This is a genomic window from Gemmiger sp. An50 (assembly GCF_002161595.1).
Classification (GTDB): Bacteria; Bacillota; Clostridia; order Oscillospirales; family Ruminococcaceae; genus Allofournierella.
The window spans coordinates 23338-49136 of record NZ_NFID01000014.1; the positions used below are offsets into that span (position 1 = coordinate 23338).

Below are 25799 nucleotides of genomic sequence, written 5' to 3' on the forward strand. Positions count from 1 at the left end.
GGTGAAAACTATGATGATTGAAGATTATGATGATGTCCATTTACCGAAGTATTTGATTCGCATATTCAACAACAAAAGATATATGCTGCAATTTATCGCAACAGGACAATTATACATGAATACTCTGGATTTTTTTCGAAATATGGAAGAAGGCTTCCAGGGAGACCACAAAGAAGGAAAACTTATAGACGAATCAATGCATGCGACACTGGAAGTTAGTTCAACAAGTGATTTTCGTAATCCGGATATTGTGCTTAAAGATGTAGAGTGTACGATAAATGGATATGTATATTGCTTTTTTGCCGCAGGAGAAAACGACATTAATGTGTCCGAAGGTAAGTTATATTATAATCCAAAAGATCCTCTGAATTTGAAAGACGCGGTTTTACGATATAAAAAAGAGGATGAAACTCAGGACATTTTTATCGTTGTTTTGGACGCGAAAAAAGCCATCCAAGCGATTGAACAACAGTTTAAGACAATAGAATTTGTTGGTTACCAAGGATTTGTTGAATATGTACAAGAAGAATCCTTGCCGCCGCGACGAATAATCGAGACTATAAGCAACCGACCGTGGAGTATCGCGTTTATAAAATCTCAGCGCTATGAGTATCAAAAAGAATGGCGAGTTTTTATTGACACGAAGCCCCTAGACAACCATGCCGAGCTGTACATAAAGAATATGGATAAGATAGTTTTAGGAGCGGGATGTATTCCTGCTACAGAGATATTGAAATGATTTTTACGTAAGTAAGATAAAAGCGACAAGAAAGATACTCATAGCTTAATATGCTTACAGGCGTTGAAAATGACGGATGTGTTCTCTCGAGCAAATATTGAGAGAATCAAAATAGGAAAATAGTAACAAAATGGGAATAAGAATTACTGGAATTGATACTCCATTTGGTGGTTTATCGTGGGAATACACAGAAGATACAAAGCATAATCTCCAAGCGCTGCTTTGTTTCTTGGAAACAAAGCGATTACTAGTGAATCCAATTGAAATGGAAACTAAGTCGTGGTGCGCAAAATCCGCTATTGAAATTAAAACCAAACTCTACGATACACTCCAGAAACAGAATTACGATGAAGAGACCATCAATTGTCTGCATGAAATGGTTGATTCGTGTAATGATTTTCTGGATCGTTTACAATCGGTTTCTATAGCAGGGATAATTTATAAAAACAAAGATGGAGATTGGGTGGATTTTACCTTTTCCCAAGCCATGAGCACTTTCCGCAAAGAGTTCAAGAAAAATATAAATAAATTAACATCTGCCTATGATTTGAGTTTCGTGAAAGTTATTCCAGATTGAATTCATGACCTTCAAGAGCGGGAAGCCAATCGTCCGTCAAAGAAAGCCCTATGGATTCTATAGGTTTTTCCAATGGGACAAGAGTGCGAGAGAAGCTAATATACCTTCATCACTGGAGCTTCTCGGCCTGTATCTGAATACAAGCCGTTACCTGTCAAGCGATATCGGCGCAGTCCCGCTGGGCATAAAAACCAATTGGTCCTGTCAGCGCGTCGACGATGTCATCGACGGTCCCCCCACTCCAGCTGGGGGCCGTAGACGGCCTGGGCGGCCTGGACATGTCGGCTGAAGGTAGTGCCCAGTGGAAGCGCGTGCAGTAGCCGTAGGTGGGCGCGCGGCTCAATGTCCAACGGGTAGTCCCGCGTATTGGAGCGCAGCCCCGCCCCGAAATCGAAGAGGGGACAGTAGCTAAAACCATCTCCCCGGCACAGCACGGTGATGTTGTTCAGGTGACGGTCCTCGTTGCCGAACAGCATATCCGCTTCAAAGAGCAGGGTCAAATACTGACCAAAACGGGAAAGGCCGGTAGGCTGTGCGGTTTGCTCGGCTATCCAGCGTACCTTTTCGGCAAGATTTGGCTCGCGGGCATACCCCCACCCACTCTCTAAAGGCACTCTTGAGAACGCGTACGTCCGTTTGGATAACATTTAAGGAACCATAAAAAATCGGTGGGTAGGGCTGGTATAAAACCGCTCTAAAACAGTACAAATCGGTAGGTGCAAAACCGCCAGAAATACCCTCCGATTTTGCTTTTTTACTTCCCATTTTAACGGCGATTTGTTACAATAGATTCACGGGATAAGGACACCGCGATACCCTCTGATTTTTGGCAAAATCCGCCACTACTTCGGATGGAAGCCGAGCGGTACGCACCTGCCACAAATACCCACCGATTTTGCCCGCTCAGGCCTCACAAATACCCTCTGCTTTTTATGGGGCAGGGGCGCTAAAACCTTGATTTCTCCAGCTTTGAGAGGTGCGGGTGTGTACAGATCACACAGTAAGTTCTGTACCAAATGCGCTGCAAAATTTGTCCATCCAAAGGTCGTAATGAACTGGTATTGAATCGGCGTATTTTGCAACTAAAATATAGAAACAAAAGAGCCCGAAAATGGCTTGATTCCGCGATATTTTTCGGCTTTTCCATTTGTACTAATAGTCCCATAAAATGGCATTCAAGAGGTCAGCGGTTCGATCCCGCTTATCTCCACCAGAAAGACCTGAAACTTCGGTTTCAGGTCTTTTTCTTTTTGTTTTGAGTCTGCCCTCTTCCGCAGTAAAAAAGCCCACCGGCGCAAATTTTGCGCCGGTGGGCTTTTACATTGTTCTGATTTGTTTTGCTCAGCTGGCCTGCGGGGGGTAATCACTCAGATTTACCACGCCCCAGCCTTCAGCGGTGCGTACCCATGCAGTGGACTCGTCCGCTGCGCTGGCTGCGCCCAGGAAGTCCATGCTGGTCTTCTGGCGGCCGGTCAGGCTGATATACCCCCAGCCGCTCTCAGCCTTTACCGCGGCCCGGTCGCCGTTGAAGGGCAGGGCCTCCAGATACTGGCACTTCACCATCTCTTCGCCGGTCTCCTGGTTCACATAGCCCCACAAACCGTTCTGCTTCACCGCGAAGGTCCCGGTGCTGGCCCGCTGGATCTCCTCATAAACCTGATTGCTCAGCGCGGTGCCATCCGGCTTGAAAAGCATATAGCCCTCGGTCTCGCCCACGATCACCGGAGAGGATTCGTCGTTCAAAAAGCTGCCCTTCCAGCCAGAATCCTCCTGGGTGGTGGGGGTGAGGGTAACCACAGTGGCAATCACCGGCTCCAACGTATTCAGCATCTCCTGGTTCCAGGAAACCAGCGTCTCCATGTTTTCCAGATACAGGGCCTTGGTCTTGGTATCGTAATAAATGGGGCTCTCAAACTGGCCATGCCCGCCGGAACCGATCACCTCGCCTTTGGCGTTGTAAATCTCGGTCTCACCCTCGTTGGTGATGCCGCACACCGGACACCAATGCACGTCCTTTTCTGCCGGAATCACGATATTGCCCTTCAGGTCGATCACGCCGGTCTTGCCGTTCTGTTTGAAGAAAGCCAGCTGCTCCCGCTCCTCCAGGCTCAGCTGGGTCTGGGAGGGCGCGGAGTAATCCGCCAGCGAGGCCACGATGTCGACATCCTTCACCGGCCCCACCACAAAGCCTGCCTGGGGCTTCGGGGTGGCGGTAGGCTCCGCGCTGGGCTGCGGCTGCACAGTGGACGGCGCGCTGGTCTTTTCCGGGCCAATCTCGGTCACACCGTAGCCCTCATCCGATTTTTTGCAGGCGGTAAAGCCCACCGCCAGGCACACCGCCAGCGCGGCGGCGATCCATTTTTTATTCAAGGGGGATTCTCCTCTCTGTGATGGCCCTGCGCGCTGTTGCAGCGCGGGCCGGGTTTTTGTTATTGTACCACGAAACTGTGAATTTTTCAAAAACTGCAATCCTCTTACCGCTCACTGTACAGCACAATATTCTTCTGCAAGGGCATTGATCTCCTGAATTACAGACGGAAAGCAGGATTGATCCGTTTTCATTTCAAATTCCACACACATCGTTTCCTCATTGCCTTTTCTCACGCATCCAACCAGGAGAGCTTTTCCCTGTTGGGTCATTCTCACGGAAAATTCCAGCTCCTCCTCGATGAGCGGCTGATATATCGCTTCTCCCCGCAACTGTTCATAGCACCTGGTCAACTGGTTGTGAAAATAATACAGGGCATCGGGTACCACGGGAATCTCATCGAGCCGGGCGTACAGGCATCCCACAGCAATGGTCAGCCTGGCCGGGATACCGTAACCGTCATCCAAATCACGGTCAACTTCAATCTCTGTACGCTCCGGCAGTTCGATTTGAAAATACTCCCCCGGTTTATTCCCCCGCAAACAAATCCTCATGGTTTTCCCCTCCTTTTGCATCTCAAATATACCACGTCTTTCGCCGTCCGGCAAAGGCCATAGAAGCGCAAAAAGCGGCCTGTGCATTTCCGCAGGCCGCTTTTATTACTTATGATACTTAATATGATTGTTGATGGCAAAAGCCCGGTAGAGCTGTTCGGTGAGCACCAGGCGGGCCAGCTGATGGGGCAGCGTAATGCGCCCCAGGCTGATCTTCATGGCCGCCGCCTGCTTTACCATGGGGGCCAGCCCATGAGAGGAACCGATCACAAAGGCCATATCCCCCGCGCCGCTCATGGCCCGGTCCGCAATGGCCGCCGCCAGCTCCTCGCTGGAAACCAGCTTGCCCTCCACGCACAGCGCTACCAGGGCCGCGCCCTTGCGCACATTGGCCAGGATTGCCCGGCCCTCCTTCTCCAGGGCCTTGTCGATCACCGCCTGGCTGGCGTTCTTTTCGCTGATGGTCTCCTCCGGCAGCTCGATGATACGAAACTCACAGAAGGCACCCAGCCGCTTCTGGTACTCGGCCACACCCGCGGCAAAATAGCTGGCGTTCAGCTTGCCGATACAAATCAAATCGATCTTTTGCATGTTATCAAAACTCCATCCAATCACTGGGCTCGTTGCGCTTCTGGGCCTGGATGACCACGTTCTCGCCGGGCACCAGTCCCGCGCACAGAATCGCTTCCCGCACCGTGGCCAGCGCCAGCTCGGGGGTATTGTTTTCCCGGCTCAGATGGCACAGGGCAATCTTCTCGCAGCCGTCCTGCAGCAGCTCCAGCACCTTGGCGGCGCACTCCGCGTTGTCCAGGTGGCCCCGGTCAGACTGGATGCGCCGTTTCAGATGATAGGGATAGGACCCCATCATCAGGCAGTTGCGGTCGTAGTTGGATTCCAGCGCCGCCAGTTTTACCCCGGCCAGCGCCTGGTGCACCTGGGGCGTGAGCACACCCAGGTCGGTGGCGATGGCCATGACCCCGCCGTCCGGCGTGCGGATGCGGTAGCCACAGCAGGGCACGTCATGGCTGGTGGGGAACGCCTCCACCACAAAGCCGCCGATCTCCTCCGGCCGGCCCTCAATGGCGATCAGCTCCGCCGCCGGGGGCACCAGCTCCATATCCAGCAGGTTGTCCAGCGTGGCGCTGCAGCCGTAGACCGGCACGTTATAATGCTTTAAAAACACCCGCAGGCCCTGGATGTGGTCTGAGTGCTCGTGGGTCACCAGGATGCCCTGCATGTCGGCCACGGTCAGCCCCATCTCCTTCAGGGCGTTCAGGGTGGTGCGGCAGCTCTTGCCCATATCAATGAGCAGATACTTGCCCTCGCAGCGCACCACCGAGCAGTTTCCGGAAGAACCGGAATAAAGAGATGTAAAAAATGCCATGAATTCTCCTATATGTATACGAAAGGCCGCGGAAAACGCAGCTCCGCGGCCTTTTTTCATCTTCGATCAGAGTGCGATCACAGCGCCTGCGGCAGACCGGCAGCGGGCTTTTCCACCCGGCGGATGTCTGCGCCCAGACCCTGCAGCTTTTCCACCAGATCCTCGTAGCCGCGCTCGATGTGCGCGATCTCCGAAACCTCGCTGGTGCCCTTGGCGCTCAGTGCGGCCATGACCAGCGCGGCACCTGCCCGCAGGTCGGAAGCGCGCAGCGGCGCGGGCTGCAGCTCAGGCACACCCTCGATCACGGCCACCTGGCCGTCCACCTGGATGTTGGCGCCCATGCGCACCAGCTCATCCACATAGCGGAAGCGGTTCTCCCAGATGCCCTCGGTCACGATAGAGGTGCCCTTGGCGGTGGTGAGCAGCACGGTCATCAGGGGCTGCATATCGGTGGGGAAGCCCGGATGGGGCATGGTCTTGATCTTCAGCGGCATCAGATCGCCGGTGCGGCACACGCGGATGGAATCGTCATACTCCTCCACGGTCACGCCTGCCAGCTCCATCTTTGCGGTGATGGGCTCCAGATGCTTGGGAATCACGTTCTTGATGAGCACGTTGCCCCCGGTGATGGCGGCAGCCACCATGTAGCTGCCGGCCTCGATCTGGTCCGGGATGATGGAATAGGTGCAGCCGTGCATGCTCTTCTTGCCGCGGATGCGGATCACGTCGGTACCCGCGCCGCGCACGTCGGCACCCATCATATTCAGGAAGTTGGCCAGGTCCACGATGTGGGGCTCCTTGGCCACGTTCTCCAGCACGGTCTGGCCCTCGGCCAGCACGGCGCTGAGCATGGCGTTCATGGTGGCGCCCACCGACACATTGTCAAAGAACACATGGGCACCCTTCAGGGGGCTGCCGCTCACCTTGATCATGCCGTACTCCACCGAATCGCCCGCGCCCAGAGCGCTGAAAGCCTTCAGGTGCTGGTCGATGGGGCGGGGACCCAGGTTGCAGCCGCCGGGCATGGCGACCTGGCCGGAGCCAAAGCGGCCCAGCAATGCACCCAGGAAATAGTAGCTCGCCCGCATCTGACGGGACAGATCGTCCGGAACCTCGGTGCTGTTGATGTGGGTGGTGTCGATCTCGTAGGTATTTTTATTGAGCATCCGCACCTTAGCGCCCAGGGCGGTGAGGATCTCCAGCGAGACGGCCACATCGCTGATGGCGGGCACATTCTCGATCACGCATTTATCGGCTGCCAGGATAGTGGCGGGCAAAATGGCTACCACCGCGTTCTTCGCACCGCTGATGGTCACTTCGCCCTGAAGGGGCTTACCCCCGTTGATAACAAATTTCTCCACGATAACTCTCCTTTGCGCGCTTTGAGGCGTTCTGCTTCAACTGCATCACAACTGTTATATTATACACCGGATCTCCGCGGAATGAAAGGTTTGAGAGTAGTATTTACGTATTTTGTAACCTCTATGCGCCAGCTGCGCACATGTATCCGGGATCTATGTTTCCGTTTAATCGATGTTTTTCGCAGAAAAGCATCTTTTTAACCCGATGCCGAAATCTCCGCAAAAAAACCCCGGACTTTTCCGGGCAAAGCCCAGGAAAGTCCGAGGTTAATCATAGCAGTTTTTTCGGCTTAGCGCAAGCCTTTTTGCGGGTTTTCAACCGGTTTTCCACTTATTTGTAGGGGAACCACTCGCGGGCGGAGCGGCGCACGCCGTTCACATACACCTCGAAATGGCAATGGTTACCGGTGGAATTGCCGGTAGAGCCCACATAGGCGATCACATCGCCCTGGCTTACCGCCTGGCCCACATGCACGTTCAGACGGCTGGCATGAGCATACAGGGTCTGATAGCCGTTGCCGTGGTTGATGATCACGTAGTTGCCGTAGCTGTAGTGGTAGCCGGCGGTGGTCACCACGCCGCTGTCCGACGCATAGATGGGCGTGCCATAGGGGGCACAGATATCCGCGCCCTTGTGGTAGCTGCTCATCCAGCGGCTCACGTAGCTGTAACCGGGTACCGGCCACATCAGGCTGCCGCTGCCGGTGCTGGCCAGATCGCCGTTGGCAAGCTTCTTGCCCTTGGCAATGATCTTGGTCACCGGCTCCTGCACCACCACCCGGTCGATGATCGTGGTCTCGCTGGGGGTGGAGGAATCGCCGTAGAACACCTGCTGCTGGGTCACCTCAGCCAGGCCTTCCGCGCCGTCCTGAATGATCTTGGTGGTACCGAAGGCCAGGTCTTCGTCCTCCTGCTCCTCGGTGTTGTAGGGAATGGTCTCCTGATAGGTGCTCACCAGGGTGCGCTTCACCTGCAGGTAGGGCATCGCCTGGCTGATGGTCAGCTGGCCGCCCACCGGGAAGCCGGAGCTGGAATTGAAGTCCAGATCCGGGTTCTGGGCCTGCAGCTCGTCCACACTGATGCCGAAGCTGCCCGCCACGGTCCAGGGGGTATCGCCCGACTGGATGGTATAGTACACCGCGCCCTGCTCCTCACCGTGGAACTTCTCGATGATCTGCTCCACCGGCACGATGGTGTCGGTGAAATAGAGGCTGTTTTCCAGCCGGATATCCTTGGTGAATTCCACCGTCAGGTTCGGGTTTTCCGGGTCCTCGTAGGGTGCGATCATGCTGTCCAGATCTGCCTGCAGCACATCCCCCTCGGTGGTCACCGCCACCAGCTCGCCGTTCACGTAAACGCCGGTGGCGTTCTGGATCTCGTCGCTGGAGCTTTCCAGAATGGCGGCCGCCATCTGGTTTTCGTCCATCACTTCCTCGCCCACCGCGATCTGGTAGGAGGGCTCCACGGTCCAGCCTTCCCGGTCGGTGCCCGCGTAGTTGATACGCTGAGCCACCTCTTCCTTGGCGGAGTCGAACACCTGCTCGGTCTGTACATAGCCCACCACGCTGCCGTTCACTTCCACCGCCAGAACATAGTTGTATTCCAGCACGGTATGTACCGTATAGCCGAACACCGCCAGCGCCGCCACCGGCAGCACGTATGCCGCCGCCCGGCCCAAAAGCGGGAAATATTTGTGTACGCCCAAGGCAAAGTAGCGCAGGCCCTCCTTGGCCGCGTGGGCCGTGCCTGCCTGCTTTTCCTCCTGCACCCGGGCGCGGATGTTCTTCGCGCCGTTTGCCATGCGGGTGAACGGTGCGGTCAGGTCCTGCACGCCGGTTTTCAGCGCGTTCCCTGCCAGCCCCGCTCCCAGGCCCCATAACCAGACGATGCGTTCGCCTGCCTTGCGGATGCAGTTCCACACAAAGCGGACCATCCGCCGGGCGGTATATTCGCCCCAAAAGCCTACGTTATATAAAAACTGCCCCAGCACCGCTGTTTCCGGGTGCCGCTTGGCCCGCTCAATCCAGGGGCCAGCCTTCTGCAGGATTTTCTGTTTGATCGCTTCCCATCTGCCCGGGCCTTTTCCGGGAGAGGGGGAGCCGGTCTGCTGTTCTTGTTGGTTGGTTTTCTCTTCCGTTTCCGGGGTCTTTTCCAAAATCGCCAGCCTGACCGCCCTCCTTCCTTGCTTTTATACATCCCCCATTATAGCGCGAAAGGGGTCAAAAGGGCAAGGATTTGGCAGTTTTTTTCACACTCCTTTCAAAAGAACCCTCATTTATTGGGGAAAAAGTCCCTTGGCTGCTGGCGCGCGCCGTTCAACCGAATCTCGAAATGGCAATGGTTTCCGCTGGATTTACCGGTGGAGCCCACATAGGCGATCACCTGCCCTTGCGCCACGGTCTGCCCGGCCCGCACCGCCAGACTGCTGGCATGAGCGTACAGGGTCTGGTAACCGTTTCCGTGGTTGATGACCACATAGTTGCCGTAGCTCCAGTGATACCCCGCCACCGTGACCTGACCGGAGGCCGACGCCAGAATCTCGGTGCCGTAATTGGCTCGGATATCCACGCCGCCGTGAATCTTGCCACCTGCGCCCAGCATCCACCGGCTGATGCCCCGGTAGGCGGGCACCGGCCAGATCAGGGTGCTGCCGTCGGAAAGATAGGCAATATTTTCCGCCGGGACATACTGGCCCATGGCCACAATGCGCTTCACCGGCTCCTGCACCACCACCCGGTCGATGATCGTGGTCTCGCTGGGGGTGGAGGAATCGCCGTAGAACACCTGCTGCTGGGTGATCTCGGCCAGGCCCTCGGCTCCCTCCTGCACCACCTGCACCGTGCCCATGGGCAGGGTGCTGTCCTGCTGTTCCTCCGTTTCATAGGGGATGGTCTCCTGATAGGTACTTACCAGAGTGCGCTTGACCTGCAGGTAGGGCATGGCCTGGCTGATGGTCAGCTGACAGCCCACCGGGAAGCCGGAATTGGAGTTAAAATCATAGTCCGGGTTCTGGGCCTGCAGCTCGTCCACACTGATGCCGAAGCTGCCCGCCACGGTCCAGGGAGTATCGCCCGACTGGATGGTGTAGTAAACCGCGCCCTGCTCCTCGCCGTGCAGCTTCCCGATGATCTCATCCACCGGCACCAGCGTGCTGGTAAAGTAGATGCTGTCCTCGCAGCGCACCTCCTTGTTGAAGGCCACGGTCAGGTTCGGGTCGTCCGGGTTCTGATAGGGGGCAAGCATATTGTCCAGCTCCTGGCGCAGCCGGTCTCCCTCGGTGGTCACTGCCACCAGCTCGCCGTTCACATACAGGCCGGTGGCGCTTTGGATCTCGCTGCTGGAGCTTTCCAGAATGGCATCCGCCATCTGGTTTTCGTTCAGCACCTGCTCCCCCACCGCGATCTGGTAGGAGGGTTCCACGGTCCAGCTTTCTTCCCCCGCGCCCGCGTAGTTGATTCGCTGGGCCACCTCTTCCCTCGCGGAGTCGAATACCTGCTCGGTCTGCACATAGCCCACCACGCTGCCGTTCACTTCCACCGCCAGAACATAGTTGTATTCCAGCACGGTATGTACCGTATAACCGAACACCGCCAGCGCCGCCACCGGCAGCACGTATGCCGCCGCCCGGCCCAAAAGCGGAAAATATTTGTGTACGCCCAAGGCAAAGTAGCGCAGGCCCTCCCTGGCCGCGTGGGCTGTGCCTGCCTGCTTTTCCTCCTGCACCCGGGCGCGGATGTTCTTCGCGCCGTTTGCCATGCGGGTGAACGGTGCGGTCAGGTCCTGCGCGCCGGTTTTCAGCGCATTTCCTGCCAGACCCGCCGCCCGGTTCCAGACATACGCACAGCGCTGCCCCAAAAAGCAGCAGGCCTTCCAGCTTCCCCGCACCAGCCTCCGGGCGGTATACTCCCCCCAGAAGCCCACATCGTAGAGAAACTGCCCCAGCACCGCCGCGCCCCGGCTGAAACGAAGCCGCTTTGCCAGACGGACTGCCTCCGCCCGCAGCCGGAGCCACCGCTGTCTGCTGTTTTTCTGCCCGTTCGGGGTCTTATTTTCCACGCATTGTGCCATAAAAAAGCGCCCGCCGCCTTTCTTCTACAAAGTGTACAATATCATTATAGACAACTTGTAGAACAAAACGCAACCGGCGGGCGGCCATTTTCACAGGGTTTTCAAACTTTTTCCGGCACAAGCAAAGGGCGGCGCATCCCCCTCTGCGGGGACGCGCCGCCTTTGTACGTTTATTCCAGCAGGCTCTGCATATCCGGCGGAAGCGGGCTTTCCACCACCACGGTTTTTTGGGTGCCCGGCTCAGTGAACTCCATCCGGGCACAGTGCAGCGCCTGGCGTCCGATGCGCTGGCGGCTTCCGCCGTACAGTTCATCCCCGGCCAGCGGGCAGCCGATGTGGGCAAAATGCACCCGCAGCTGGTGGGTGCGGCCGGTAATAGGCACCGCCGCCACCAGACACAGGCCGTTTTTCTCCGTCTCCACCTGGTAGCTGGTATGGCTGGGTTTGCCCTCCGGGGCCACCTGCCGCAGGATGATGCTGCCCGGTGCGCGGGCGATGGGCGCGTCGATTCGCCCCTCCTTCTGGGTCGGACAGCCCTCCAGCACCGCCCGGTATACCTTGCTCACCCCTTTGGCCAGCAGCGGGGCGGCATAGGCGTTTTTGGCGCAGAGCACCAGGCCGGAGGTGTCCTTATCAATGCGGTTCACCGGCCGGAACACGCCCTGCTGGCCCCGCTGGCGCAAAAGGCCCATGTAGGCGTTGGCCAGGGTGCCGTCCGCGTAATTCAGGGTGGGATGCACCGCCATGCCCGCCGGCTTTTCCAACACCATCACGTGCTGGCTCTCGTAGGCGATGGTCAGCGGGATGTCCTGGGGCTCCACGGTGGTGGGCTTTTCCGGCGGCAGCACAAAGGTAACCATCTGCCCGGCGTGCACTGTGTCACAGGTACGGGCGGGGCCGTCCTCCACCCAGAAGCCGCCGGTCTCATTTTTCACCGCCTTGATCAGCGTGGCCGACACGCCGCTGGCCCGCAGAAAATCCCGCAGGCAGCCGCCCTCAAAGCGGGGCGGCACAATAAAGCTCAGTTCCATGGGGTCGTTTCCCTCTTTCGTTGGTTTTGCTGTTGTACTGGCATTATAGCATTTTCCCGCACTGTCGGGCAAACAAAAAGGGGCACCCGCGCGGGGTGCCCCAAAGAAAATGCAATGATTAGTAGGCGATGCCCTGAGCGATCATGCTATCGGCCACCTTGATGAAGCCGGCCACGTTGGCGCCCACCATCAGGTTGCCGGGGGCGTCACAGGCTACGGAAGCATCGTAAGCAGCGTGGAAGATGCCCTTCATGATGCCCTTCAGGCGCTCGTCCACTTCCTCGAAGGTCCAGGACAGGCGCAGGCTGTTCTGGCTCATCTCCAGGCCGCTGGTGGCAACACCGCCGGCGTTGGCCGCCTTGGCGGGACCATACAGCACGTTGTTGGCCAGGAAAATCTCGATGGCTTCGGGAGTGCTGGGCATGTTGGCGCCTTCGCACACCACGGTGCAGCCGTTGGCAACCAGAGCCTTGGCGCTCTCGCCGTCCAGCTCGTTCTGGGTGGCGCAGGGCAGGGCGATGTCGCAGGGGATGGTCCAGATGCCCTTGCAGCCCTCGGTGAAGGTGGCGCTCTCCTTGGCGTTGGCGTACTCCACGATGCGGGCGCGGCGGACCTCCTTGATCTCCTTCATCAGGGCCAGGTCGATGCCGTTGGGATCGTATACATAGCCGGTGGAGTCGCTCATGGCAACTACCTTGGCGCCCAGCTCGGAGGCCTTCTGGCAGGCGTAGATGGCCACGTTGCCGCTGCCGCTCACCACAACGGTCTTACCGGCAAAGCTGTCGGACCGCATGCACTGCAGAGCCTCCTGGGTGAAGTAGCACAGGCCGTAGCCGGTGGCCTCGGTGCGGGCCAGGCTGCCGCCCCAATTCAGGCCCTTGCCGGTGAGCACGCCGGTGAACTCGTTGCGCAGGCGCTTGTACTGGCCGTACATGTAACCGATCTCACGGGCGCCCACGCCGATGTCGCCGGCGGGAACGTCGGTGAACTGACCGATGTGCTTGCTCAGCTCGGTCATGAAGCTCTGGCAGAAGCGCATGATCTCGGCGTCGCTCTTGCCCTTGGGGTCAAAGTCGGAACCGCCCTTGCCGCCGCCCATGGGCAGGCCGGTCAGGCTGTTCTTGAAGATCTGCTCGAAGCCCAGGAATTTGATGACCGAGGCGTTCACGCTGGGATGCAGGCGCAGGCCGCCCTTGTAGGGGCCGATGGCGCTGTTGAACTGAACGCGGAAGCCGCGGTTCACCTGGACCTTACCGGCGTCGTCCACCCAGGAAACGCGGAACTGAATGAAGCGCTCGGGCTCCACCAGGCGCTCCAGAACGCCGTTCTTCTCATATTCCGGGTGCTTTTCCACCAGGGTCTGCAGGCTCTCCAGAACCTCGCGCACGGCCTGCAGGAACTCAGGCTCGTTGGGGTTGCGGGCTTCCACCTGTGCATATACACGGGCCAGGTAATCGTTTTTGAACATAACGTACTTCCCCTTTCAAACGATCATCATTGATAGGCAGCGGATCGGAATCTATCGCGTTTATCGATCAGGGCCAAAGCCCTGCTGCACTGCTATGCATTTTATTATAAAACCGCATTAAAGTGTTTGCAAGAAAAAACTTCAACTGCTCAAGCAGTTTTTTAAAGCGATTCAGCCAATATTTTTTGTGCAAATTCACAAAACGCTTTGTCGAATCAGTCATACTTTTCCCAAAAAGGCAGGGTTTTCGTGCCGGGCTTGCGTCGAAAGCCGTTGTGTGATACAATATGGAGCGGAAAACGAGTGGAACATACGGCAGCGGGGCGGCATTGCGTTCGCTCTGAGGAAAGTCCGGGCTTCACAGGGGAATGGTAACTGCTAACGGCAGCCGGGGGCGACCCTAGGGATAGTGCAACAGAAAGAAACCGCCGCATTTTGCGGTAAGGATGGAAAGGCGAGGTAAGAGCTCACCAGCGCACTGGCGACTTTGCGGCTATGTAAACCCTACCAGAAGCAACACCCGTATGGGGCATACAGCGTTCCCCGCGCGCCCCGGAGGTGGCATGAACCCTGCGGCAACGCAGGGTCTAGACAGATTGTCGTTTAATACAGAACCCGGCTTACGGTCCGGTCGTTTTCTATCAAAAAGGGCGTGTTTCCCGTTGGGGAAACACGCCCTTTTTGATGTTCAAAGCCCCAAAAGCAAATCCAGCAGCAGCAGGGTGATGACCCCCGGCGCGCCCAGCACCACCGCCATAAAGCTGGTGGCCCAGTTCAGCGCCAGACTCACACCGGTGACCGGCGCAAGCAGGTTCACCGCCCCCAGCGCGCCCATTCCGGTGAGCGCCGCGCTCAGCGCCGTGCGCACCGGGCGGCGGCTGCGCCCCGCGGCCAGCCCCACTGCCACCAGCAGCACGGCCGCCCCCAGGGCCAGCGCCGTCACAGGATGGCCCGCAGCCCCTGGGCCCGGGCCTTGCGCTGGTAGTAGCGGTAACGGCTTTGAATGGCTTGGTATTCATAGATCAGTGCGTCGATCAGCTCCGGTTCGGTCTCCAGATCAAAGCACATCTGGTTCTGGCGCATCTGCGCAAGGCAGCGGCGCAGCTGCTCCTCCAGGGGCAGCACCTGGCATGCCTCCCGGTCCAGCCGCTCCTGCCGGTCCTCGGTCAGGGCCCGGGCCACCCGCTGCAGCGCAGGCGGCCGTTTGGCGGCAGCTTCCATCATTGGCGATCCACTCCCTTCGAATCCTTCCTGTTTATGGATATGCTTCCAGTATGGCCCGGTATACGCGACCCGATTCCATCCCCATACAAAAAAATAACGCCGCGCGCTTTGCAAAACACAAAGCACGCGGCGTTTCTTCGTTACTCTTTGGTGCGGGGAACGCTCCACTCCCCTGTCTCCTGCTCCCGATCCAGCTCCAGCGGCTGCAGGATGCGGTAGCTGCCCCGGGTCTTTTCCAGGATGCCCCGGGCGCACAGGTCGTTCATGGTGCGCAAAAGGTGCCGGTAGCTCACGCCCAGATATTCGGCGGTCTCGGTGAGACGGCCTGCAAATACGCCCTGGCGCTGGCTGTGGGCGATGTAGGCCCGCAGCCTGGCTTCCAGCGGAGCAAGGATGTTGAAGGTGTCGTTCACCGCGTTGCGGGCCACGATCTGGGCCAGCATGTGGGCCACCCGATTCATAAACCGGATGTTCCCCCGCAGGCTGGCAGCGTATTTTTTCATGGGCAGCGCCACACAGCGCACGGTGCCGTCCGCCTGCAGACTGGTGGTGACGGCCTCGCCGGTCATCAGCTCCACCTCGCCCACCAGGGTGCCGGGCCCGTTGTAGCAGAACAGCAGGGTCTTGTCCGCCGGGGTGACGGCGCACACCTTCACCCGGCCCTCCACCACGAAGAGCAGCTCCTCCATGGGGCAGCCCTGACGGCAGAGGAATTCCCCCCGCCGGTATTGACGCAGGCGGGCGTCCGGGTAGTCGCTCCGCTCCAGCCCGAAGTCCTCCAGCTGCTTCCAGTATTGTTCCAGCCGGTCCTGCTTGTTTTCCATCTTCTTACCTCGCTTTTTGTTGAGCGGCCTGCAGCGGAGCCTGAGGCTTGCGGCTGGCCAGCGCCGAGCCCAGCGCGCAGGCAAGGCCCAACACTCCGGCGACCCGGAACACGTCCGCCGGGCTTTCGCCCACAAAGCCTGCCAGAAAACCGGTGATATAGGGCGACGCGAAATATCCCACGTTCACCACCGTGAGCACCGCCGCGGTGACGGCAGCCAGACGGCGGGGTCCCGCACAGCGGGAGAAGCCCAGCATCAGGTTGGGGCTGAAAAGGCCCATGCCCAAAAACGCGCCCGCCACGCACAGCACCGCGCCGGGCAGGCTGATCCACAAACCGCCCGCCAGATACAGCGCGCCCAGAATACCGAAGGCCCAGGTCATGGTAAAGCGGCCGGTGTGGCGCTCAAACCAGGCAAAAACGGTGGAGATCAGCCCCGCCAGCACGCAGCCCACCGCGCTGATCACGCCGGTGAGGGCGGTATCGCCCAGGCCGTAGCCCTCCACGTACAGGGAAAGGTGGGTGTTCACCATATAAAACAGCGCCGCGAAGGCAAAGCCCTCCACCGCCAGACGCACCGCGCCGGACAGGCTGAACCAATCGCCGTCCTCTTTGGGGCCTTCTTCGCTGTGGCTTTTCTTGGGCAGGAACAGCACCGCCAGAACCAGCGGAACCAGCACCGCCAGAAAGCACAGATACACGTTGTACCAGCCCTGGCGGGCCAGCATGCCGCCCACCAGTGTGGCGGCCACCCGGCCCAGCTGCAGCATGCCGGTGACCATACCCATCACCCGGCTGCGCTCCTCGCCCTCAAAGCCGTCGTTCACCAGCAGCGGATAAAGGGTGGCCTGCATGCCGTAGGCCGCGCCCATGACCATGCTGGCGGCGATCAGGGCGGGCAGGTTTTCCCGCAGCACAAAGCTCACAAGGCCCGACACGAAGAACACGGCCAGCGCCGTGATGGAAAGCTGGCGGCGGCTGAACCGCTGTTCCAGCCAGGGCTCGGCCACGATGCCCGCGATGCCGGTCAGGTTGGGCAGCGTGAGCAGCAAAAGCACCGTGTTCTGGGGCTGGTCCGGGAAGGCGGCCACCATGCCGGACACCGCCACCGACGGGATCATGTACAGCAGATTCACAAAACAGATGGCCCCGATGGCCACCTTCAAGGGGGTACGCTTCATCAATGCTTCTCCTTTGTTGGGGATGGGTGGACCGGCAGCTTGCTTGCCGCCGCGTATGCTTTATTGTATCATGACCGGCGCGCTGCCGGGCAGGACATCCGTCACAGAAAACGGGCGGGCCTGTCTGGTCCGCCCGCGTTTGGGGTTACTCAGTTTCTTCCAGAGAGAAATCCACCCGGCCCAGGGCCACGTCCGCCCGGTCCACCCGGACACGCACCCGGTCGCCCAGGCTCCACTGACGACCGCTCACCGGGTCCTTCAATCGCATGGATTCGATCAACTGGGGCTCGCCCTTGCAGATGCTCTCAGCGTGCACCAGGCCCTCCACGGTGTTTTCCAGCTCCACATAGATGCCCTGGGGCGCCACGCCGCAGACCACGCCCTCGAACACCTCGCCCAGATGGGCGTGCATGTATTCCGCCTTGTAGCAGGCCTCGGTGGAGCGCTCCAGCTGCATGGCCGCCACCTCGCAGGCGCTGGACCGGATGCTGGCCTCCCGGGCAAACCAAGCGTAGCGCCGGTTCAGCTCCTCCAGGCTGGTGCCGCCCAGCCAGTCGCTGAGGATGCGGTGGATGGCCAGGTCCGGATACCGGCGGATGGGGCTGGTGAAGTGGGTGTAATCCTCCAGCGCCAGGCCGTAATGGCCCTTGGGCTCCGGCTCGTAGCAGGCCTTGGCCATGGCCCGCAGCACGCCGGTGTGCACCACCGGCTGCAGGTCGGTGCCGCGGGTGGAATCCAGCAGGGCGGCCAGCTCCTTCTGGGTGGGCGCTTCGCCGGAAAAGTGGTCCGGCAGGCCGCAGACCCGCAGCATACCGGTCAGCCGCTCCACCCGCTCCGGATTGGGGGCCTCGTGTACCCGGTAGAGGAAGGGCAGCTGATTGCGGCGGGCCAGCTGGGCCGCGCACTGGTTGGCCAGCAGCATGAACTCCTCGATCATGCACTCGGTCACCCCGCGGCTGCGCCGCTGGATGCCCACGCAGCGGCCGTCCTCATCCAGCTGCAGCTTGGCCTCCTCGGTCTCCAGCTCAATGCCGCCCCGCTCGCTGCGCAGCTTCGCCCGCTGCTCGTAGAGCTTTTGCATCAAAGGCAGCTGGGACCATACTTCCTCGTATTTTTCCGCCAGCTCGGGGGTCTCCTCCCCGGCCAGCAGCTGGTTCAGCTCGCTGTAAACGCCCTTGACCCGGCTGCGGATCACGGTCTTTTCAAACCGGAAGTCCCGCAGCTGGCCATCCTCGGTCAGCTGCATGATGCAGGAGAAGGCCAGCCGGTCCTCGCCCGGATTCAGGCTGCACAACCCGTTGGAGAGCTGACGGGGCAGCATTGGGATCACGCTGTCCGCGTAATAGATGGAGGTGCCCCGGCGCATGGCCTCCTTGTTCAGCTCGCTGCCCGGCTTTACATAATGGCTCACATCCGCGATGTGTACCCCCAGCTCCCAGCCGTTTTCCACTGCCATCAGCGAGATAGCGTCGTCGATGTCCTTGGTGGAGGCGGCGTCGATGGTGAAGATGGGCCAGCTGCGCAGGTCGGTGCGCTTTTTCAGGTCCGAGGACTGGATGCCCTCCAGCTTGCGGGCCTCGGCCTTCACCTTTTCGGGGAAGTGCCGGTCCACTCCGGCGGCGTACAGCAGAGCCTTGGCGCAGTTCTTGGCAGCCTGGGCACTGCCGAAGCGCAGCGCCACGCCCACCCGGTGGTCCTCATAATCCTCGCCCCGGCTCAGCAGCTCCACCGCCGCCTTATCGCCGTCCGACGCGCCGCCCGCGGCGCTCTTTTTCACCTGCAGGCGCACGAAGGGGCATTCATCCGGCAGAAAATACAGCCGCTCCTTCTCCCGGATCACAGTTCCCACAAAATCCTTGCGGGGCTGCACCACAGCCAGGATCTCACCCTCCCGGGAGCCGGGCACCTTGGGTTTGTCGAACAGCTTCACCAGCACCCGGTCGCCGGGCAGCGCGCCGCTCAGCGCCCGGCCGGGGATGAAGATATCGCCCTTCTGGTCGTTTTCCGGCGCGGCAAAACCGAAGCTGGGCCCCAGCTTGACCAGCACACACTCCAGCGTGCCCTCGGCTTTGGCATCCTTCGCCAGGAAATAGGCGCCGCTCTTCTGGCGGATCTTGCCCTTTTTCTGCAGCTCTTCCACCGTCTGCTTCACCTTTTTGTCGTTGCCCAGCTTGTCCTTCAATTCTTTGAGACGTCTGGGCTTTTTCTCCAGCTCCCGCAGGATCTTGGATCGAATGGACATGACGCTTCCCTCCCTCTCTGAGCCCTGCGCCCCTTGCACAGGACCGTGCAGACAAAAAGGGCCCGCACAATGCGGGCCCTCTTGCTTGTTAGTTCATGCTCATAACGCTCAGCACGCTGACCGCGATCATGACAACAAAGAAAACGATGCCCACGATCTTGGTGTACTTGGCGAGCTTCACGTCCTTGGCACGGGTACGGCCGGCTTCCATCATGCCGCCCTCACCGGCAATGGCGCCGGACAGGCCGCGGCCCTTGGACTCCTGGGACAGGGTCAAAAATACGATCACGATGGCGGCCAGAATCAGCACGACACCGCTGATGATCTCGATGATACTCATAGTGTAAACGCTCCTCCGCTTTTTATACACGCTAATATGCAAGTATGATGATACCACACAGACCCGCAAAATGCAAGGGTTTTACCCGGTTTTACTGGCCCAGCTGCAGCTGCTCGGCCACGTCCTCTTCCCGCACCAGAGCGCCTGCGGCGGGCAGGCTGCGCACCCGGTAGCGGTGGGGGTTGGCCAGCTCCAGCTCACCGGCGGGCTTGACCCATTCGATGTGCTGGTTCTTCTTCAGGGTGATCACCGCCACGCCCGCGGTGTCGCGGGTCTGCTTTTCGGCGATCTGGGTGGTGTGGGCCAACAGCATCCGGCCGCCGCTGGTGCGAACGGCCAGCTCGGTCTCCTCAGGCAGCTGCACCATACAGGCCAGTTGCTCCTTGTCGCTGTAGGCCTTGAGCAGCTTTTTGCGGTTCTGCTTGGTGGCGTAGCTGTTCATGGGGATCTTGGCGAACTTGCCGTTGGCGTAAGCAAACAGCATGTAGCCCTTGTAATCCAGGGTGACTGCCATGTAGACCGGCAGCTCGCCCTCGTCCATGCCCAGGCTGGCCGCCACGAACTCGCCCATCACGCTGGCCTTAGTGTCTGCAAAATCGGCCGCGCGGCACTTGTACACCTGCCGCTGGTCGGTGAAGAACAGCAGCCAGGCGTCGTTGCGGGTCTCGATCTGCTGTACCACCTCGTCGCCTTCCTTGAGCTTCTGCTCGCCGCTCATGCGCAGCGACTGGGGGGTGATCTTTTTGAAGTAGCCCTCCCGGGTGAAGAAGACAGTGACCGGGTAATCCGGCAGGCTCTCCTCCTCGGCGGCGGAGTCCGCGGTCTCCACGTCGTACAGAATCTGGCAGCGGCGGGGCTGACCGTATTTCTTGGCCACCGCGTTCAGCTCCTCGATGATGATGCGGCGGATCTTGGCCTCGGATTTCAGAATGTCCTCCAGGCGGGCGATCTCGGCCTCCAGGTCGGCGATCTCCTGGGTGCGCTTGAGGATGTATTCCCGGTTCAGATGGCGCAGCTTGATCTCGGCCACGTACTCGGCCTGGGTCTCGTCGATGCCGAAGCCGATCATCAGGTTGGGCACCACCTCGGCGTCCTCCTCGGTCTCCCGCACGATGCGGATGGCCTTGTCGATGTCCAGCAGAATGGCCTCCAGGCCTTTCAGCAGGTGCAGACGCTTCTGCTTGCCCTGCAGGTCGTGATAGGTGCGGCGGCGCACACATTCCACACGGAAGGCCACCCACTCGTTCAGAATCTGCCGCACACCCAGCACACGGGGCTGGCCGCCGATGAGCAGGTTGAAGTTGCAGGCGAAGCTGTCCTCCAGGGGGGTGGTGCGGAACAGCTTCTGCATCAGCTTGTCCGGGTCCTGGCCGCGCTTCAGGTCGATGGTCAGCTTGAGGCCGTGCAGGTCGGTCTCGTCGCGCATGTCGCTGATTTCCTTGATCTTTCCGGCCTTCACCAGCTCGGCGATCTTGTCCATCACCGCTTCCACCGTGGTGGTGGGCGGGATGCGGGTGATCTCCAGCATGTTGCCGTCCTTCTCGTAGCGGTACTGGGCGCGCACCCGCACACTGCCGCGGCCGGTCTCGTAGATCTTGCGCAGCTCGGCCTCATTGTAAAGAATCTCACCGCCGCCCACAAAATCCGGGGCGGGCATGGTGCTGAGCAGGTCATGATCCGGGTGGCGCATCAGGGCCACGGTGGTCTCGCACAGCTCCGACAGATTGAAGGAACAGATGTTGGAGGCCATGCCCACGGCGATGCCCAGGGTGTTGTTGGCCAGAATGGTGGGGAAGGTCACCGGCAGCAGGGTGGGCTCGGTGGTGGTGCCGTCGTAGTTGGGCACAAAGTCCACGGTATCCTTGTCGATGTCCCGGAACAGCTCCTCGCACACCGCCTCCAGCTTGGCTTCGGTGTATCGGCTGGCGGCGTAGGCCATGTCGCGGCTGTAGGCCTTGCCGAAGTTACCCTTGGAATCCACAAAGGGCACCAGCAGGCTCTCGTTGCCCCGGCCCATGCGCACCATGGTCTCGTAGATGGCCGCGTCGCCGTGGGGGTTCAGGTGCATGGTGCTGCCCACGATGTTGGCGCTCTTGGTGCGGGCGCCTTTCAGCAGGCCCATGCCGTACATGGTGTACAAAAGCTTGCGGTGAGCGGGCTTGAAGCCGTCGATCTCCGGCAGTGCGCGGGAGACGATGACGCTCATGGCGTAGGGCATGTAGTTCTTTTCCAGGGTCTCGGTGATGGGACTCTGGATCACAACGCCCGCGTCCAGGATCTCCACGTTATCGCCCAGCTGGGGCCGGGCGGGGGCGGCGCGTTTGGTCTGTTTTTTTGCCATTGCTCTTCTCTCCTCCCCTTACGAAAGATCCAAATCGTCCAGGTATTCCACGCCGTGCTGGGCGATGTGCTCCTTACGGCCGGCCAGGTTGTCGCCCAGCAGCAGGTCGAACACGGCGGCGGTGTGCTCCACGTCCTCCGGGTTCACCTTGATGAGGCGGCGGCTTTCCGGGTTCATGGTGGTGAGCCACATCATCTCCGGGTCGTTCTCACCAAGACCCTTGGAGCGCTGGATGGTATACTTCTCCTTGCCGATGCGGGAAAGGATGTTCGCCTTTTCCGGCTCGGTGTAGGCAAAGTAGGTCTTGTTTTTAGTGTTGATCTCGTACAGCGGGCTTTCGGCGATATACACGTAGCCCTCGTTGATCAGGGTGGGGGTAAGCCGGTAGAGCATGGTCAGGATCAGGGTGCGGATCTGGTAACCGTCCACGTCGGCGTCGGTACAGATGACCACCTTGTTCCAGCGCAGGTTGTCCAGGTTGAAGGTGGCCAGGTCCTTTTTGGCCTTGCCGCCCAGCTCCACGCCGCAGCCCAGCACCTTGATCAGATCGGTGATGATGTCGGATTTGAAAATGCGGTCATAGTCCGCCTTCAGGCAGTTCAGAATCTTGCCGCGCACCGGCATGATGCCCTGGAACTCGGAGTCCCGGCTGGTCTTGACCGCGCCCATGGCGGAATCACCCTCCACGATGTACAGCTCGCGGCGGCTCACGTCCTTGGTGCGGCAGTCCACGAACTTCTGCACCCGGTTGGCGATGTCGATCTGGCTGGTCATCGTCTTTTTGATGCTCTGGCGGGTCTTTTCCGCATGCTCGCGGCTCTGCTTGTTGATGAGCACCTGCTGGCAGATCTTCTGGGCCTCTTCCGGGTTCTCCAGGAAGTACACCTCCAGATTGTGCTTCAGGAACTCGGTCATAGCCTGGGCCACGAACTTGTTGGTGATGGCCTTCTTGGTCTGGTTCTCGTAGCTGGTGCGGGTGGAGAAGGTGCTGGACACATACACCAGGCAGTCCTGTACGTCGGCGAAGGTGATCTTGCTCTCGTTCTTTTTGTACAGGCCCTTGGTCTTTAAAAAGTTATCGATCTGGTTCACGAAGGCGGTGCGCACCGCACGGTCCGGGCTGCCGCCGTGCTCCAGCCAGCTGGAGTTATGATAGTATTCCAGCATCTGCACCTTGTTGGAGAAGCAGAAGGCGGCGCTCATCTTCACCCGGTAGTCCGGCTGGTCCTCCCGGTCCCGGCCGGTGGCGGTGGACTCGCAAAAGCGGGTGGGGGTGATGTAATCTAGGCCCACGGTCTCGTTCACATAGTCCTCGATGCCCTTTTCATAGCGGAACTCGATGGTCTGCTTTTCCGGTCCGGTCTGGTCCACGAAGATCAGGTCCAGGCCCGCATTGACCACCGCCTGCCGCTTCATGGTGTCGGTGAAATATTCGGTGGGCACGTTCACGTCGGTGAACACCTGCGTGTCCGGCTTCCAGCGGATGACGCTGCCGGTGCGGCGGCCCTTGAAGGGCTCCTTCACCATCTCGCCCGCAGGCTCACCCTGCTTGAAGTCCAGATGATAGTGGAAGCCGTCCCGGTAAATGTCGGCGGTCATCCACTCGCTGGCATACTGGGTAGCGCACAGACCCAGGCCGTTCAGTCCCAGAGAATATTCGTAGTTGTCCTCCCCGGCAGAGTACTTGCCGCCGGCGTACATCTCGCAGAACACCAGCTCCCAGTTGTAGCGCTGCTCCTTGGGGTTATAGTCCACCGGGATGCCCCGGCCAAAATCCTCCACCTGGATGCTGCCGTCCGCAAAGCGGGTGAGCAGAATTTTCTCACCGTAGCCCTCGCGGGCCTCGTCGATGGAGTTGGAAAGGATCTCGAAGATGGAATGGGCACAGCCCTCCACGCCGTCCGAGCCAAAGATAACGGCAGGGCGTTTGCGCACCCGGTCCGCGCCTTTCAGGCTGGAAATACTGTCGTTGCCATATTCCTGTTTTTTGGCCAACCTGTTCTACCTCCTGTTGGTTTTGGGGGCTTCTGTCCCCCGTTTTCCCCGCCTGTCTGTGTCGAAGGCAAGCCCTCGCGCACCGGGGATTTTCTTACGTTCTTGAATGCATACCATATTATTTAACCACGCCCCGCCGGAAAATGTCAAGGCGCGCCGGGCCCGGCAGGGCGCTCTGCCGGGCCGTTTGCGGGCCGCCGGGCGGCTGCTCGGCGGCCTTTTTCTCCCTGCCCTTGCGGCAAAAATGCGGGCATGGTATCATGAGGGCAGAGCAGATTTCCCCTTCCATCTTCACCGTGAAAGGATGATTTCTCATGACGTTTCCTCAGTGGATGATACGCCGCAAAAAGCCTCTTCTCGCCGCCGGTGCCGTGCTGGCCGCCCTGCTGCTGGCGCTTTATTTCTGGGCCCTCTTCCGCCCCGGCTACTGGTACGACGGGATCTTCCTGGCCCGGCGGCAGGCGGGGGTGTTTTCCGGGCAGGACTACCGAGCCGCCTGCACTTTGCGGATGGAACAGAGCGAAAGCGAAGCCGCGCTTTCCTTCACCTTGAACGGTGAGACCCGAAACTACCGGGTGCTGCTCGGCTCGGACGGCTTTTCCACCCAAATTTATGAAGACGGAACCCTGACCTTTACCGGCCAGGCCCATTCCATGGGGGATTGGTACATGCTGACCGACACAGCGGGCGATTTTGACCTGGATGAGATCGTGCAGATTCATGTGGGTCCGCAAGAACCGCCGCCGGAATTTCCCAGCCGCAACCAGCTCTACACCTGGGCGGTATCGGACCGGTGCGAGACCTTTGGCAGCCCCATGTTCCTGCTGCCCCTTCTACTGCTGGCCGCCTGCCTTGCGGTGGACATCCGCTTCCCCAACTTCTTCCTGATGCGCCACGGCCTGGAAGTGGACGGCGGAGAGCCCAGCGACTGGTACCGTGCCGGTCAGAAGTTTGGCCGGGTGGTTCTGGTGCTGGCCATGCTGTACTGCGTGGGAGCCAGCCTGTTCATGCACTGAACCGGTTCCACAGCGAAAGAAAGACCTTCCGCACTGCGGCTTGCAATGCGGAAGGTCTTTTTGTTTTGGTCGTTCAGCGGGTATCAGGCCAGCAAAAAGCCGATCAGAGCCACGATGGCGCACAGAACGGCAGTGATGGGCGGGGCCCAGCGGATGATCTTTTCTGCGATCACGTCCCGGGGGTCCATCTCCTCGTCGTCGTACTCCTCGTACTCCTCCTCGTAGCCGTCCTCTTCCTCGTACAGGTCCCGGGCGGCCTTGTAGCCGCGGGGAGCGGAATAATGGCCGCGGCCCCGGTCATCGGCCAGGGTCATGTCCGCGTCGTCCTCTTCATCGGGATGCAGCGGGGGCACATCATAGCTGGGGTCCGGCTGGTTGCGCAGCGGAGGCACCGCGCGGGTGGGCTCCTCCGGGCGAACCGGGGGCACCATGCGGGTGGGCTGCTGGTCCGCCGCGGGCTGCTGGGCGGTCTGTGCCGCCTGCAGCATGCTGGACAGGGTGTTCTGCAGCAGAATGCGGTCGGAGCCGCACTCGCTGCACCACACGCCGCTCTCCTCGCGGGGATGGAAGGCGCCGCAGGCGCAGTACCAGCCCTGATCCAGCACCTGGGGCACAAACTGCAGCCCCTCTTTGCCGGTGCGCTCGCTCAGCTTTCTGGCCAGGTCCTCCGGCAGCTTTTTCGGCGCGGGCAGGCGGGTGCGCACATAGCCGGTCAAGTCCAGAGCGGTGCCGTCGGCCAGGTAGGCCTGGAGCAGGTCCACCTCCACGCTGCCCACCGGAGACTGGCTGATGTAGACCGCGTCGTCCGAGCCGAAGATCTGGCCATTGGCAGCGTTCAGGCCCTGGTACTCAAACCGGTCCTGGCAGACCACGGTGCCAGTGCGGTCCTTGCACTTGAACTCCACCAGCAGGCCGGTGACCGGCTGGCTGGAAATGTTTTTAAAGGACAGGCAGACCGCGATGTCGCCGCTCTGGTCGCCCTTCAGCAGCTCCACCTTCACGAACTGAATGGGGCTGCCCTTGGTGTAATAGTTGGCGCGGGATTGGGCCAAAAGGTCGAAATTCTCTTCCATAAGAGCGTTACTCC

21 protein-coding genes and 1 other RNA gene are annotated in these 25799 nt (G+C 59.7%); 4 read left to right on the forward strand and 18 right to left on the reverse strand.

Annotated elements, in window-relative coordinates; all coding sequences use genetic code 11:
* Positions 1–10 precede the first annotated feature (10 nt).
* Complete coding sequence (locus B5G03_RS12170; RefSeq protein WP_087181966.1) at positions 11–739, forward strand: hypothetical protein; 729 nt, start codon at positions 11–13, stop codon at positions 737–739.
* 130 nt (positions 740–869) lie between these two features.
* Positions 870–1316: a DUF6650 family protein gene (locus B5G03_RS12175; protein WP_087181967.1), complete on the forward strand. Its 447-nt coding sequence runs from the start codon at positions 870–872 to the stop codon at positions 1314–1316.
* Between the two features lie 1341 nt (positions 1317–2657).
* Here B5G03_RS12175 and B5G03_RS12185 read toward each other — a convergent pair.
* The 9 genes from B5G03_RS12185 to gdhA all read right to left on the reverse strand — a co-directional run bounded on the left by B5G03_RS12185 (position 2658) and on the right by gdhA (position 13550).
* Positions 2658–3686 carry a WG repeat-containing protein gene (locus B5G03_RS12185; protein WP_087181969.1) on the reverse strand — a complete coding sequence of 343 codons (1029 nt, stop codon included), beginning with the start codon at positions 3684–3686 and terminating at the stop codon, positions 2658–2660.
* A 111-nt stretch (positions 3687–3797) separates the two neighbouring features.
* The gene (locus tag B5G03_RS12190; RefSeq protein ID WP_087181970.1) at positions 3798–4238 is read right to left on the reverse strand and encodes a WapI family immunity protein; all 441 of its coding nucleotides are present in this window, start codon (positions 4236–4238) and stop codon (positions 3798–3800) included.
* 105 nt (positions 4239–4343) lie between these two features.
* Entirely contained in the window at positions 4344–4829 is a 486-nt protein-coding gene (gene rlmH, locus B5G03_RS12195; RefSeq protein WP_087181971.1) for a 23S rRNA (pseudouridine(1915)-N(3))-methyltransferase RlmH, read from the reverse strand.
* A gap of 4 nt (positions 4830–4833) precedes the next feature.
* A complete protein-coding gene (locus tag B5G03_RS12200) occupies positions 4834–5622 on the reverse strand; it encodes an MBL fold metallo-hydrolase (RefSeq protein ID WP_087181972.1) in 789 nt (262 codons plus the stop codon).
* 77 nt (positions 5623–5699) lie between these two features.
* A complete protein-coding gene (locus B5G03_RS12205; RefSeq protein ID WP_058967148.1) occupies positions 5700–6983 on the reverse strand; it encodes a UDP-N-acetylglucosamine 1-carboxyvinyltransferase in 1284 nt (427 codons plus the stop codon).
* 331 nt (positions 6984–7314) lie between these two features.
* Entirely contained in the window at positions 7315–9138 is a 1824-nt protein-coding gene (locus B5G03_RS12210) for a peptidoglycan DD-metalloendopeptidase family protein (protein WP_087181973.1), read from the reverse strand.
* A gap of 116 nt (positions 9139–9254) precedes the next feature.
* The gene (locus B5G03_RS12215) at positions 9255–11051 is read right to left on the reverse strand and encodes a peptidoglycan DD-metalloendopeptidase family protein (protein ID WP_087181974.1); all 1797 of its coding nucleotides are present in this window, start codon (positions 11049–11051) and stop codon (positions 9255–9257) included.
* Positions 11052–11221: 170 nt separating this feature from the next.
* Positions 11222–12082 (reverse strand): RluA family pseudouridine synthase, encoded by an 861-nt coding sequence (locus B5G03_RS12220; protein ID WP_087181975.1) that lies wholly within the window; start codon positions 12080–12082, stop codon positions 11222–11224.
* Positions 12083–12200: 118 nt separating this feature from the next.
* Positions 12201–13550, reverse strand: coding sequence for an NADP-specific glutamate dehydrogenase (gene gdhA, locus B5G03_RS12225; RefSeq protein ID WP_087181976.1), 1350 nt, complete (start codon positions 13548–13550; stop codon positions 12201–12203).
* Between the two features lie 300 nt (positions 13551–13850).
* Between gdhA and rnpB the strand changes: the two genes are divergently transcribed.
* An RNA gene (gene rnpB / locus B5G03_RS12230) (RNase P RNA component class A) lies at positions 13851–14188 on the forward strand.
* 50 nt (positions 14189–14238) lie between these two features.
* Here the strand turns inward: rnpB and B5G03_RS12235 are convergent.
* From B5G03_RS12235 to B5G03_RS12270, 8 genes are all read right to left on the reverse strand, one after another.
* The gene (locus B5G03_RS12235) at positions 14239–14493 is read right to left on the reverse strand and encodes a pro-sigmaK processing inhibitor BofA family protein (RefSeq protein WP_162613404.1); all 255 of its coding nucleotides are present in this window, start codon (positions 14491–14493) and stop codon (positions 14239–14241) included.
* On the reverse strand, positions 14490–14774 hold the full coding sequence (locus B5G03_RS12240; RefSeq protein ID WP_087181978.1) for a DUF2508 family protein: 285 nt from the start codon (positions 14772–14774) through the stop codon (positions 14490–14492). The genes B5G03_RS12235 and B5G03_RS12240 overlap by 4 nt, the downstream gene beginning before the upstream one ends.
* A 140-nt stretch (positions 14775–14914) precedes the next feature.
* Positions 14915–15598, reverse strand: a complete 684-nt coding sequence (locus tag B5G03_RS12245) for a cyclic nucleotide-binding domain-containing protein (protein ID WP_087181979.1) — start codon at positions 15596–15598, stop codon at positions 14915–14917.
* A gap of 4 nt (positions 15599–15602) precedes the next feature.
* Positions 15603–16778, reverse strand: a complete 1176-nt coding sequence (locus B5G03_RS12250) for an MFS transporter (RefSeq protein ID WP_087181980.1) — start codon at positions 16776–16778, stop codon at positions 15603–15605.
* Positions 16779–16923: 145 nt separating this feature from the next.
* Positions 16924–19020, reverse strand: a complete 2097-nt coding sequence (rnr, locus tag B5G03_RS12255; protein WP_087181981.1) for a ribonuclease R — start codon at positions 19018–19020, stop codon at positions 16924–16926.
* A gap of 88 nt (positions 19021–19108) precedes the next feature.
* Positions 19109–19360, reverse strand: a complete 252-nt coding sequence (gene secG, locus B5G03_RS12260) for a preprotein translocase subunit SecG (protein ID WP_058967158.1) — start codon at positions 19358–19360, stop codon at positions 19109–19111.
* 91 nt (positions 19361–19451) lie between these two features.
* Positions 19452–21701, reverse strand: coding sequence for a DNA gyrase subunit A (locus tag B5G03_RS12265; protein WP_087181982.1), 2250 nt, complete (start codon positions 21699–21701; stop codon positions 19452–19454).
* An 18-nt stretch (positions 21702–21719) separates the two neighbouring features.
* Positions 21720–23696 (reverse strand): DNA gyrase/topoisomerase IV subunit B, encoded by a 1977-nt coding sequence (locus B5G03_RS12270; protein WP_087181983.1) that lies wholly within the window; start codon positions 23694–23696, stop codon positions 21720–21722.
* A 314-nt stretch (positions 23697–24010) separates the two neighbouring features.
* Here B5G03_RS12270 and B5G03_RS12280 point away from each other — a divergent pair, with 314 nt between their 5' ends.
* Positions 24011–24712 carry a DUF6199 family natural product biosynthesis protein gene (locus tag B5G03_RS12280; RefSeq protein ID WP_087181985.1) on the forward strand — a complete coding sequence of 234 codons (702 nt, stop codon included), beginning with the start codon at positions 24011–24013 and terminating at the stop codon, positions 24710–24712.
* An 83-nt stretch (positions 24713–24795) separates the two neighbouring features.
* Here the strand turns inward: B5G03_RS12280 and B5G03_RS12285 are convergent, their stop codons facing one another.
* Positions 24796–25785 carry a hypothetical protein gene (locus tag B5G03_RS12285; RefSeq protein WP_087181986.1) on the reverse strand — a complete coding sequence of 330 codons (990 nt, stop codon included), beginning with the start codon at positions 25783–25785 and terminating at the stop codon, positions 24796–24798.
* Positions 25786–25799 lie beyond the last annotated feature (14 nt).

Bases quoted from the DNA above. Each gene is read 5' to 3' on its own strand.
- rnr (WP_087181981.1), bottom strand. From the start codon at position 19,020: ATGTCCATTCGATCCAAGATCCTGCGGGAGCTGGAGAAAAAGCCCAGA.
- B5G03_RS12175 (WP_087181967.1), top strand. From the start codon at position 870: ATGGGAATAAGAATTACTGGAATTGATACTCCATTTGGTGGTTTATCG.
- gdhA (WP_087181976.1), bottom strand. From the start codon at position 13,550: ATGTTCAAAAACGATTACCTGGCCCGTGTATATGCACAGGTGGAAGCC.
- B5G03_RS12190 (WP_087181970.1), bottom strand. From the start codon at position 4,238: ATGAGGATTTGTTTGCGGGGGAATAAACCGGGGGAGTATTTTCAAATC.
- B5G03_RS12285 (WP_087181986.1), bottom strand. From the start codon at position 25,785: ATGGAAGAGAATTTCGACCTTTTGGCCCAATCCCGCGCCAACTATTAC.
- B5G03_RS12220 (WP_087181975.1), bottom strand. From the start codon at position 12,082: ATGGAACTGAGCTTTATTGTGCCGCCCCGCTTTGAGGGCGGCTGCCTG.
- B5G03_RS12170 (WP_087181966.1), top strand. From the start codon at position 11: ATGATGATTGAAGATTATGATGATGTCCATTTACCGAAGTATTTGATT.
- B5G03_RS12240 (WP_087181978.1), bottom strand. From the start codon at position 14,774: ATGATGGAAGCTGCCGCCAAACGGCCGCCTGCGCTGCAGCGGGTGGCC.
- rlmH (WP_087181971.1), bottom strand. From the start codon at position 4,829: ATGCAAAAGATCGATTTGATTTGTATCGGCAAGCTGAACGCCAGCTAT.
- B5G03_RS12245 (WP_087181979.1), bottom strand. From the start codon at position 15,598: ATGGAAAACAAGCAGGACCGGCTGGAACAATACTGGAAGCAGCTGGAG.
- B5G03_RS12265 (WP_087181982.1), bottom strand. From the start codon at position 21,701: ATGGCAAAAAAACAGACCAAACGCGCCGCCCCCGCCCGGCCCCAGCTG.
- B5G03_RS12215 (WP_087181974.1), bottom strand. From the start codon at position 11,051: ATGGCACAATGCGTGGAAAATAAGACCCCGAACGGGCAGAAAAACAGC.
- B5G03_RS12250 (WP_087181980.1), bottom strand. From the start codon at position 16,778: ATGAAGCGTACCCCCTTGAAGGTGGCCATCGGGGCCATCTGTTTTGTG.
- B5G03_RS12200 (WP_087181972.1), bottom strand. From the start codon at position 5,622: ATGGCATTTTTTACATCTCTTTATTCCGGTTCTTCCGGAAACTGCTCG.
- secG (WP_058967158.1), bottom strand. From the start codon at position 19,360: ATGAGTATCATCGAGATCATCAGCGGTGTCGTGCTGATTCTGGCCGCC.
- B5G03_RS12280 (WP_087181985.1), top strand. From the start codon at position 24,011: ATGACGTTTCCTCAGTGGATGATACGCCGCAAAAAGCCTCTTCTCGCC.